Source organism: Vibrio sp. ABH4_348, assembly GCF_056159765.1.
On the sequence record NZ_JBSWVW010000001.1, the window covers coordinates 2948974 to 2960375 of the forward strand.

Annotated in this window: 10 protein-coding genes; 6 read left to right on the forward strand and 4 right to left on the reverse strand. The window is 43.7% G+C overall.

Annotation, left to right across the window (positions count from 1 at the left end):
• Window positions 1–117: 117 nt before the first annotated feature.
• Window positions 118–1476 (forward strand): bifunctional UDP-N-acetylglucosamine diphosphorylase/glucosamine-1-phosphate N-acetyltransferase GlmU, encoded by a 1359-nt coding sequence (gene glmU, locus ACXAFJ_RS13510; protein ID WP_475324018.1) that lies wholly within the window; start codon window positions 118–120, stop codon window positions 1474–1476.
• A 25-nt stretch (window positions 1477–1501) separates the two neighbouring features.
• Window positions 1502–3187 (forward strand): sensor domain-containing diguanylate cyclase, encoded by a 1686-nt coding sequence (locus tag ACXAFJ_RS13515; protein ID WP_475324020.1) that lies wholly within the window; start codon window positions 1502–1504, stop codon window positions 3185–3187.
• Here ACXAFJ_RS13515 and ACXAFJ_RS13520 read toward each other — a convergent pair whose 3' ends face one another.
• Complete coding sequence (locus ACXAFJ_RS13520) at window positions 3188–3925, reverse strand: amino acid ABC transporter permease (RefSeq protein ID WP_475324022.1); 738 nt, start codon at window positions 3923–3925, stop codon at window positions 3188–3190. It abuts the gene before it with no gap.
• Between the two features lie 92 nt (window positions 3926–4017).
• Here ACXAFJ_RS13520 and ACXAFJ_RS13525 point away from each other — a divergent pair, with 92 nt between their 5' ends.
• A complete protein-coding gene (locus ACXAFJ_RS13525) occupies window positions 4018–4794 on the forward strand; it encodes a transporter substrate-binding domain-containing protein (protein WP_475324023.1) in 777 nt (258 codons plus the stop codon).
• 58 nt (window positions 4795–4852) lie between these two features.
• On the opposite strand, the gene fadA is transcribed toward ACXAFJ_RS13525, so the two are convergent.
• Window positions 4853–6016: an acetyl-CoA C-acyltransferase FadA gene (fadA, locus tag ACXAFJ_RS13530; RefSeq protein ID WP_475324025.1), complete on the reverse strand. Its 1164-nt coding sequence runs from the start codon at window positions 6014–6016 to the stop codon at window positions 4853–4855.
• Complete coding sequence (gene fadB / locus ACXAFJ_RS13535) at window positions 6013–8229, reverse strand: fatty acid oxidation complex subunit alpha FadB (RefSeq protein ID WP_475324132.1); 2217 nt, start codon at window positions 8227–8229, stop codon at window positions 6013–6015. The genes fadA and fadB overlap by 4 nt, the downstream gene beginning before the upstream one ends.
• Before the next feature lie 171 nt (window positions 8230–8400).
• On the opposite strand from fadB, the gene ACXAFJ_RS13540 reads away from it, so the two are divergent.
• Genes ACXAFJ_RS13540 through hemG form a run of 3 tightly spaced genes read left to right on the forward strand, consistent with a single transcriptional unit; the run spans window position 8401 to window position 11069 of the window.
• Window positions 8401–9021 carry a YigZ family protein gene (locus tag ACXAFJ_RS13540; protein WP_475324026.1) on the forward strand — a complete coding sequence of 207 codons (621 nt, stop codon included), beginning with the start codon at window positions 8401–8403 and terminating at the stop codon, window positions 9019–9021.
• 30 nt (window positions 9022–9051) lie between these two features.
• Window positions 9052–10509 carry a TrkH family potassium uptake protein gene (locus tag ACXAFJ_RS13545; protein WP_475324028.1) on the forward strand — a complete coding sequence of 486 codons (1458 nt, stop codon included), beginning with the start codon at window positions 9052–9054 and terminating at the stop codon, window positions 10507–10509.
• Window positions 10510–10532: 23 nt separating this feature from the next.
• A complete protein-coding gene (gene hemG / locus ACXAFJ_RS13550; RefSeq protein ID WP_475324029.1) occupies window positions 10533–11069 on the forward strand; it encodes a menaquinone-dependent protoporphyrinogen IX dehydrogenase in 537 nt (178 codons plus the stop codon).
• Window positions 11070–11153: 84 nt separating this feature from the next.
• Here hemG and ACXAFJ_RS13555 read toward each other — a convergent pair.
• Window positions 11154–11402, reverse strand: a 249-nt coding sequence (locus ACXAFJ_RS13555) for a hypothetical protein (protein WP_475324030.1), incomplete at its 5' end; no start/stop codon positions are given.

Below are 11402 nucleotides of genomic sequence, written 5' to 3' on the forward strand. Positions count from 1 at the left end.
TCTTAGACCGCCTTTTTCATTTTTGAGACACTAATTCGCGATAAATTTCTTAAATCTGACAACAATAGCTTGTAGACTCAAACTTTATTTTAACTATTCAACTATAGACATATTTATATGACGTTCAGTGCTGTAATTCTTGCTGCGGGTAAAGGCACCCGTATGTACTCAAATAAGCCAAAGGTACTTCATACCCTCGCAGGTAAACCTATGGTGAAACACGTAATTGATACTTGTAATGGCCTAGGTGCGCAAAACATTCACTTAGTATACGGCCACGGCGGCGAGCAAATGCAAGCTGAGTTAAATCAAGAACAAGTTAACTGGGTATTGCAGCAAGAACAATTGGGCACTGGTCACGCGGTTGATCAAGCTTCACCTGGCTTTGCAGATGAAGAAAAAGTTCTGGTTCTTTACGGTGATGTACCGCTTATCTCAGAAGAGACCATCGAAAACTTACTCGAAGCTCAGCCTAATGGCGGTATCGCGCTACTGACAGTAGTTTTAGATAACCCAATGGGCTATGGACGTATCATTCGTCGCAATGGTCCAGTTGTCGCTATTGTTGAACAAAAAGATGCAACCGATGAACAAAAATTGATTAAAGAGATCAACACAGGTGTATTAGTTGCAACTGGTGGCGATCTAAAACGTTGGTTGTCAGGCCTAAGTAACGAAAACGCGCAAGGCGAATACTACTTAACTGACGTGATTGCCGCTGCACACGCAGAAGGTCGCGCGGTAGAAGCCGTTCATCCGGTTAGTCCGATTGAAGTTGAAGGTGTCAATGACAGAGCTCAGCTCGCTCGTTTGGAGCGTGCTTATCAATCCATTCAGGCGAATAAATTGCTTACTCAAGGTGTAATGATCCGTGATCCACAGAGATTTGATTTACGCGGAGATTTGCAGTGCGGTATGGACGTTGAGATCGACACCAATGTAATCATCGAAGGTAAAGTATCTATTGGTGATAACGTTGTCATTGGAACAGGCAGCGTCTTAAAAGACTGTGAAATTGACGATAACACAATCGTGAAGCCTTATTCAGTCATCGATGGAGCAACAGTGGGAGAGGATTGTACCGTTGGTCCGTTTACTCGTTTACGCCCGGGTGCTGAATTACAAAATAACTCTCACGTAGGCAACTTTGTCGAAGTGAAAAATGTCCGCTTAGGTGAAGGCAGTAAAGCTAACCACCTTGCTTATCTTGGTGATGCGCAAATTGGCGATCGCGTCAATGTAGGTGCGGGTGCGATTACCTGTAATTACGACGGTGCCAACAAACACAAAACCATCATCGGGGACGATGTGTTTGTGGGATCAGATTGCCAATTAATTGCACCAGTAAATATAGAAAGTGGAGCGACAATTGGTGCGGGTACTACACTTACTCAGGACGTTGGTCAAAATCAGTTGGTTATCACCCGAGCCAAAGCTAAACAAATAGATAATTGGGTGAGACCGAAGAAAAAATAATATCTCGCCATTTAAGGGGAAGGCTTTGAAAATAGAAACTCTAAATCGATTTCAATACCTTCCCATTCTCGCGCTAACTATCTGTCTTGCCATCGGTGGCTATCTATATAATCGTTCCTTTGATAACTGGCTGACGCATATTGTGTCAGACTATATGTTTAGTTTGATGGAGGACGTGTCTTTTCAAATTGAAGATCAGCATCTAGATCTTTATGAAATGTCAGAAAGGGAGATTGATGCGTTTCTCGATACTCTTTCGCGATCTTCATCTGGGCGACGTTTCACCATCATTCATCAATCAGGCAAGGTTTTAGGCGATTCACAGCTAACTGCACGCGATCTTCATCACTTAGATAATCACAGTAACCGAGCCGAAATCATTGAAGCTTTGGCTGTGGGTGTTGGTGTTCAACAACGATATAGCTCCACAATGGGACAAGAAATGCTCTATGTTGCCAAAAGACTGAATTTGGTCGATTTAGGCATTGATCATGATGAGCTATACGTGCTTCGCCTCGCCATGCCTATGACGGCTTTGTATAGCATGGCGAAAGAGCTACAAGTTATTGTCATTACATTGATGGGGGTGTCGCTCTGCTTATTTATTGGATTTTCTTGGTTTAGCAATCACTACATCATCAGAGTTATATCTCGAGAGCGAGAAAACCAAGAGAAGAAAATTCAGCAGAGAACACGAGAAATTGAGCTATTGCAAAGGCTGGCTAATATGCTGGCAGCGTGTAACTCGCTAGAGGAAGCTCAAGATGTGGTCGCTGATATTGTTCCGAGAATATTAGGCAATGTAAACGGCTGCGTGTCCATCATGCGTGAGTCTCGAAATCAGTTGGAAGTGAAATTAGACTGGGGCGGAAAGTGGCCTGGTCAGAAAGTGTACTCCCCTTCAGATTGTTGGGCATTGCGTAAAGGCAAGCCTCACATGTCACATGATGAACACCATACTTTACCTTGTTCCCACATGTCAGAAAGCACCCTAGATGGCCAAACCTTATGTGTTCCACTCACAGCACACGGCAACACTGTGGGGATGTTTCACCTGTATTATCCGCAAACTCATGAGATTGACCTCACCACGCAGCAACTTGCTTATACTATTGCCGAGCACCTTGGACTTGCGCTGGCGAATTTAGGGTTACAACAAAAACTTCGCGCTCAAGCTTTAACGGATCCATTAACTGGCCTATTCAATCGTCGGTATTTTGAAGATTCGATTGATAAAGCGTGGACAGAGTCAAAAGCGAAGCAGCAACCCTTTTCGTTACTGATGCTAGATTTAGATCACTTCAAGCGCTTTAATGACAACTTTGGCCATGAAGCTGGGGATTTTGTCCTAAAAGAAGTCAGTCGATTATTAACACAAATCTCTCCTGACAAAGCGAGTGTTTGTCGATTGGGTGGCGAAGAACTCGCTATCGTCATCCCTGAATCCGATGCGTTACCAGCTCTCGAGTTTGCTAATAAAATCGTGGAAGAGATAAAGCACCTACATCTTGAGCTAAAAGGCACATCTCTGGGGCAGCTTGGTATTTCCATCGGTGTGAGTACCTACCCACTGTTGGCATTAGAACCAGAGGGGCTAGTCAATGCAGCGGACACTGCCTTGTACGCTGCAAAAGAGCAAGGAAGAAGTCGTGCTATTCATTTTGAAGATACTCAGAAAAAAGCTGAAAAATCAGCCGAGTTTTCGATCTGACTAGTGCTCTGCTATTTTCAAACGTTGTTCCAGTTTGCGAACACCATAAGACACCACAAGTATTAGCAAGAGATATTCCAGAACCAGGAAGCTGTATATCTCTAATGGTAAGTACTCGCTAACTACCAGCTCGTTGGCTTTACGTGTTAAGTCACTTAAACCAATCACACTAACTAAAGATGACATTTTTAGTATGTAGACAAACTGATTGCCAAGTGGTGGCAGTATTTGACGAAAGGCTTGCGGGAATATCACAAAGCGCATTTTCTTCCAATAGCTTAGCCCGAGTGCTTCTGCGGCTTCATGTTGGCCTCTTGGAATTGCTTGAATACCGCCGCGAAACACTTCTGCCATGAAGGCACTTTCTGCAACCGTCAGTGCAATCACACCCGCCCAGAAATGGTTGAGTGAAATGCCCAGCAATGTCGGCATACCGTAATACACCCAAAGTAGCAGTACCAACACGGGGATTGATCTAATTGACTCAACATAGATGCGATTGATGCCTCTAAGCCATTTTGAGTCGGAAAGTGCAGGTAGGGCGACAATGAGACCTAATAACATGGCGAATACCATGCTGAGCAGAGATACTTGGATGGTGGCTGTAAATCCAGAGAGCAAAAATTTGAGGTTGTTCAGTCCACTTTCCGTTGAAGGATCTAAAACATACCAGCCCCACTGATAGTCAGTACAGCCAGTAGTGAAAAGTAAAACTGTAAAAAGCCAAACGTATCTCAACAAGTATTTCCTATTTGTATTAAAAATGAACTGGTTTTGTTGCTATGGTAACAAGGTTGCAGTGCGATTCATAAACTATTAAGGACAATAAAATGAAAAAATACCTCCTCGCATTAGGTTTAAGTTTACTTGCTTTTACGTCACATGCCGCTGACGTGAGTCGCTTGCATGCGATTTTAGATTCTGGCGTTCTGAGAGTTGGAACTACAGGGGATTGGAATCCGATGACGGTGAAAGATCCAGCAACCAATAGCTATCAAGGGTTTGATATCGATGTTACAACTGAATTGGCAAAAGACCTGGGTGTCAAAGTCGAATATGTGGCAACCGATTGGAAAACACTAGTCAGTGGTGTCACCGCCAACAAGTACGATATCACGGGTAGTGCATCGCTAAGTATGTCGAGAGCGAAGGTGGCGGGTTACAGTCAGCCTTACTTTTATTTAGCGTTTGTTCCTTTAGTTCCTACCAAAAACCTAGAGAAGTTCATTGATTGGAGTGACTTTGATAAAGCTGATATAAAAGTGGCGTCTACGCTGGGTACAGTTCAAGAAAAATTGGTGAAAGAGTTCTTCCCGTCAGCACAGCATATTGTAATTGAAGCGCCTGCGCGAGACTTCCAAGAGCTGTTAGCCAATCGAGCAGATGCCATGGTGACGTCTAACGTTGAGGCGGCTACTTTGGTGACCAAGTACAAACAGCTTTCTATCGTCCCTGTCTCTGAACCTCGACGCCCAACACCTATTGCAATGCTAATGCCTCAAGATGATCAGGTATGGATCAACTACGTGAATCACTGGATTGAATTGAAAACCACTCAAGGTTTCTTCAAGAAAACTGCTGAAAAATGGGGTTTGAAAAGTCTGTAACTTGTATTACTTGAGCAGTTAAGTAAAGGAAAGCTAAAGAGCCGCCGTACGGCTCTTTTTAGTTTAGCCTTTCAAAAACGGTTGCGATTCCTTGCCCCATACCAATACACATGGAAGCTAACCCTAGTGTAGCGTCTTGATTTTGCATCGCTCTCAACAAGGTAGTCGATATTCTTGTTCCAGAGCAACCCAGCGGATGACCAAGCGCAATAGCGCCACCATTAATATTTATTTTTTCATCGCAAACTTCTTCAAGTCCCAGTCCATGAATACAAGCAAGGGCTTGAACCGCAAAGGCTTCGTTAAGCTCGATAAGATCGATACTTTTAACGTCTAACCCCGCTTTTTTTAGCGCCTTTAGACTTGCTGGAACTGGACCATAACCCATCAATGAAGGTTCATAGCCGACGACCGCGGTTGATAGCACCTTGGCGATTGGTTTTAGATTGAGTTGCTTTGCCTTGTTTTCCGAGATAACAAGCAATGCAGAAGCGCCATCTGATAATGCCGAGGCATTACCAGCGGTGACTGAGCCGTTAATCGGGTCAAAAACCGGATTAAGTTGCCCTAGAGATTCTAGATTGGCGTCAAAGCGAATAACTTCATCTTGCACAACAGAAACCAGTGCGCCGTTTTTGTCGTGTCCTAAGGTGGGGATGATCTGTGAATCAAACAAGCCATTTTCACTGGCGTACCTAGCTTTTTGATGGGAGCGAAGTGCAAACGCGTCTTGCTGCTCTCGGTTGATGCCAAATTCACGAGCAAGCTTTTCCGCTGTGAGTCCCATATTGGTGGCCGCATTGGATACATACCTCGACAGGTTGGGGTGAAAATCGACACCGTGGTTCATTGGAACATGCCCCATGTGCTCGACCCCACCAACGATACAAGCTTCCGCATCACCAACCATAATTGCTCGAGAAGCATCATGAAGTGCTTGCATGGAAGAACCACAAAGACGATTGACGGTCACTGCTGGTACAGAGTGGTGAATACCGGCTAGCAATGCTGCGTTCCTGGCTATATTAAAACCTTGCTCTTTGGTTTGCTGAACACAGCCCCAAAAAATGTCATCAATATCCTCTGTGACGTTAGGGTTACGCTTCAAAATTTCAGACATAAGGTGTGCAGATAAATCTTCGGCACGAACATGTCTAAATACCCCATTTTGAGAACGTCCCATTGGGGTTCGAATGCAATCAATGATAACGACTGAATTCATAGGATTTCTCCCGAACGAGTATTTGATGAAAAGAAGCCACTTCTATCCCGCTGTTTATTCTGCAAAGTATCTGGAGCTCGGTAAATTGAGCCCAATTGGCAATACGCTAGGCATCTATTGATATGGTGGTCTATTCCCAATTGCTCTAGGTAGCGAATAGGGCCACCACGAAATGAGGGGAACCCTAAACCGTAAACCAGTGCTAAGTCAGCTTCTTGAGGCGAATCAATGATGCTCTCTTCTAAACATAGAACGACTTCGTTTAATAAAGGGATCATGCAACGTTCGATGATGGTTGAATCTGAAATACTGTTATCAGTGGTTTGCTTTTCTTGCTTGATGCGCAGCGTGTACACATCTTGATTAACCTTTTTGGTTGGCCGCCCTCTTTTGTCTTTACTGTGAATATAAAAACCAGCCGATGTTTTTTGTCCTAATAGCTGGTGGTCGTACATTTGGTTAAGGATATCGTTCGGCTGAAGTGGCATGCGCTCAGGGTAATGGTGCGCCATGACTTGTCTTGCGTGGACAACTGTATCAATACCAATCACGTCAATCAGCAGTGCAGGCCCCATTGGCCAGCCGAATTTTTCTGTCATGACTCTGTCGATGCGTTCAAAACTCACCCCTTCAGATAGCAACTGGCTGAAACCTGCAAGGTAGGGAAACAAAACCCGGTTGACAAAAAAACCGGCACAATCGTTAACGACAATGGGTGTTTTTCCCATTTTAAGTGAGAGATTCACTGCTTCGGCAATCGTGTTGTTTGATGTGTGAGCGCCTTTAACGATTTCGATTAGCGGCATTCGTTCCACTGGATTAAAAAAATGCACACCACAGAAATTTTCAGGTGCTTTTAGTGTCTGGGCTAATTCGTCGATTGGAATGGTGGAGGTATTGCTTGCGATGACACAATTAGAATTACAGACCTGTTCTAACTCAGCTAGAACTTGCAGTTTTAATTCCCTATTTTCAACTACAGCTTCAATCACTAACTGTTTTTGGGATAACTCAGTATTGTCTAAAGTGGGCGAGATACGGTTTAGAACGTTGGCCATTTCAGAAACCGAAAGGTGATGTTTTTTGACTAGATTGACCAGCTTATTCGTTATTTCTTGATTGCCGATATCCAAACCTGATTGAGTGATGTCCTTCATGGTTACTGCTAATCCAGATAATGCAGCCTGATAGGTGATCGCTCCTCCCATAATTCCGGCTCCAATTACGGCGAGATTGGTAGTGTTTGCATTATCGTCAGAAGAGTTGGACTGATGATTTTTGTCGATATTTAACCAGTGTTTTGATTTCTTCTTCACATACTGATCTGCTAGATATAACCCAGTTAACGCTGTGGCTTGAGGGGTTTGCGTGATGTCTACGAAATACTTTCGCTCGTAATCCAGCGCCTGATTTCTATCGTGAGACAACCCATCCTCAATAGCCGAAATGGCGGCAAGTGGTGCCGGGTAGTGTCTTCCAGTTTTTGCCATCACCCGACTTTTAGCGTGAATAAATGACATTTCTGCTTCACTGCCAGCGATTGGCATCGGAGAAGTTTTTTTTAATCGAAGAGACTTCAAGTCAATTTGTTGGTTGATGGCTTGATGCAATGTAGTCAGACATACAGCGTCAAGTAAATCCGGTTGAGTCACGCTGTCAACCAGTCCAATTTCAAGACATTGCTCCGCGTTAAGGACACTTCCTCTGGTAATGATTTCGAGAGCTTTATCGAGCCCAAGCAATCTAGGCGTGCGAACACATCCGCCAAAGCCTGGGAAGATACCGAGTTTGGTTTCGGGTAAGCCTATGTTGGCGCTACTATCAGCGATTCTAAAGTCGGTAGCGAGTACACACTCACATCCACCTCCCAATGCAAAGCCCCGTATTTTGGAAAGCGTGGGGAAAGGAAGATCCTCGATTCGACAAAACAGGTTATTGGCTTCAATCAGCCAACTCTCTAAATCTTGTTTGGGTTGTGAAAAGAGGGTCAGAAATTCATTAATATCGGCGCCCACAATAAAGTCTTTTTTGTCGGACTCTATGATTAAACCGCTTATCAAGGAGCTGTTTTCTTCAATGGTGCTTATCGCCAGTGACAGATTCATTAGCACGTCTTGAGATAGCGTGTTGACAGACCCAGGAGAACAAAAAAGCATTCGTGCAATGTTGTCTTTGTCGCTTGATACTCGAATATGTTTGGACTGGAACATGATAAATCCAAATTCTGGTTAGACCAGTTAAGTATTGGAGCAGAATGCGTAATATTCAATTTTGATTTAACAGATTGTTAACAATGAGCTAGGCAAAACGAGAGAGTTAATAAAAACATAGATAAGCGTATTTTTGATAAACTCTGTGGCTGGATTGTCGAATGAGTTGTTGAAATGAACTTGAACCCGTATTTGGTACCAGAGCAACAAGCAGAGTTCCAAGAAGAAATAAAAAAAAGTATTTTTATAACGTTTTTGGAGCACACCCCTTCTGTTGACGCGGCCAAACGGTTTGTTCAATCGGTGAAAGAAGCACACCCAACGGCAAGACATCATTGTTGGGGCTTTATCGCCGGTAGACCTGAAGATTCGGTGAATCGAGGCTTCAGTGATGATGGAGAGCCATCAGGAACCGCAGGTAAACCGATATTAGCACAGCTGTCAGGTAGCGGTGTCGGTGAGATTACGGCTGTGGTCGTGCGTTATTCAGGAGGGATAAAACTCGGTACAGGTGGTCTGGTCAAAGCGTATGGTGGTGGCGTCCAGCAAGCACTTAAGCTGCTTCAAACAATAGACAAAAAAATCACTCAACAGGTGAAGTTAACGTTAGACTACGAACAAGTGTCGATTGTTCAAGCACTTTACTCAAATTATGAAATTGTCGAAGTAAGTGCACACTATCAGAATAATGTCGAGCTGGTATTAGAGCTAGAAGCGAAGCGAGTTGAAGAGTTTTCAACCTTGCTAACCAACAAAAGCTCGGGACGTATTGCGATTCATCATCTCACATTGTGAAAACAAAAAACTTAAGGTAACCCTTCCGCTATGCAAGTTCGCTCGATAGTCAGAATCATTGGTTTGCTTTTAGCACTGTTCAGTGTCTCTATGTTAGCACCAGCGCTGGTGGCCTTTATCTATCGAGATGGTGCGGGTGTGGCTTTTGTCACCACATTCTTTTTACTTCTGGCTTGTGGCGGTTTGTGCTGGTTTCCAAACCGACGATTCAAACGCGAGCTCAAAGCCAGAGACGGCTTTCTCATTGTTGTACTATTTTGGACCGTACTCGGTAGTGCTGGTTCTATACCCTTTTTGCTTTCTGATACGCCGGACATTTCAGTCACGGATGCGTTTTTTGAGTCGTTTTCGGCGTTAACCACGACTGGTGCAACTGTTATTGTTGGGTTGGACGATTTGCCGAAAGCGATTTTGTTCTACCGACAGTTCCTGCAATGGTTTGGCGGGATGGGTATCATTGTATTAGCAGTCGCGATTTTACCAGTATTAGGCATTGGTGGAATGCAGCTATATCGCGCTGAGATACCGGGTCCGGTGAAAGACAGTAAAATGACGCCACGTATTGCAGAGACGGCTAAAGCGCTTTGGTACATTTACCTGAGTCTAACCATCGCCTGTGCTTTGGCATATTGGATTGCAGGTATGAGCCTATTTGATGCCATTGGACATAGCTTTTCTACAATCGCAATCGGTGGCTTCTCAACTCATGATGCGAGTATTGGTTACTTTGACAGCTACGCTATTAACCTTATCACAGTCGTATTTTTGCTGATCTCCGCCTGTAACTATTCCCTGCACTTTGCGGCGTTGGCTTCAGGTGGCGTTCATCCTAAGTACTACTGGAAAGATCCTGAACTCAGATTTTTCTTCTTTATCCAAGCTTTGTTGTTTGTGGTCTGTTTTATTATTTTGCTTTTTCACACGTCTGGCAATGGTGTGTACGATACGTTTGATCAAGCACTGTTTCACACTGTGTCAATATCAACTACCGCTGGTTTCTCAACAACCGGCTTCGCTGACTGGCCTCTATTCCTACCCGTATTACTGTTGTTTTCATCCTTTATCGGGGGGTGTGCCGGTTCGACGGGAGGCGGCATGAAGGTAATTCGTATTCTATTACTTACCTTACAAGGAGCCCGTGAATTGAAACGTTTAGTGCATCCGAGAGCGGTTTATACTATTAAAGTTGGAGGAAGTGCACTTCCTCAGCGCGTCGTTGATGCAGTATGGGGATTCTTCTCCGCTTACGCGTTAGTTTTTGTTGTTTGCATGCTTGCACTAATCGCAACTGGGTTAGATGACCTTACGGCGTTCTCTGCGGTCGCCGCAACATTAAACAATTTAGGCCCAGGTTTGGGCGATGTCGCGCAGCATTTTGCAGGAATCAACGACAGTGCTAAATGGGTACTTATCGTTTCAATGCTGTTTGGGCGATTAGAAATTTTTACATTGCTTATCTTATTAACACCGACTTTTTGGCGCAGTTAGCGGTCACATACGATAGAGGACTTATGAGAGCACTCTTACTTCACTCTTCACGGGAAGGTCAGACAAAAAAGATCATGAATTATATCCAAGCTGAATTAATCGGTTGGGATTGTGAAACTGTCGACCTACATCAATCAATAAGCTTAGACATAGATAGCTATCAGCTGGTGGTGATCGGTGCCTCTATACGTTATGGCCATCTCAACAAAAAGCTATATCAGTTTATAGATGACCACCATAAACAGTTGGATTCGAGTAATGCGGCTTTTTTCTGTGTCAATCTAACTGCCAGAAAAGAAGACCAAGGCAAAGATACACCGGAAGGCAGTGCTTACATTAAAACCTTTCTTAAAAAATCTAAATGGCAGCCTAGCAAGATTGGTGTGTTTGCAGGTGCACTACTTTATCCTCGATACAATTGGTTTGATAAAAACATGATTCGATTAATTATGAAAATGACTGGTGGTGAAACGGATACCAGTAAAGAAGTCGAATACACAAATTGGAGCAAAGTGAGTCTTTTTAGTAAACAACTTGCCGAGAGTGTTAAAAAAGAGTGATTTTTTAGCCTTTGAGGCGAAATCTTAATCAAACAAACCAAAAGTTAAAAATAACTTCAAAAATAGCTTGTCAAATTACCTTACCTACCTATAATGCGCTCCACCTTCTGAGGGCAAGCCACCAAGGCTCAGCAGCAAAGAAGGGGTGTTTTTAAAGCTTCGCTTTCTAAAGTAAAAAACTTTAAAAAAAGAGTTGACAGAAAACATCGACTGGCTAAAATGGCCGTCCACTTCGAGAGAGTTCAAAGAACTTGCGAAGTAAAAGGCTGGAAAGCCTCTCTTTTGTAGAGAAACGCTCTTTAACAATATAAACCTATCAATCTGTGTGGGCAC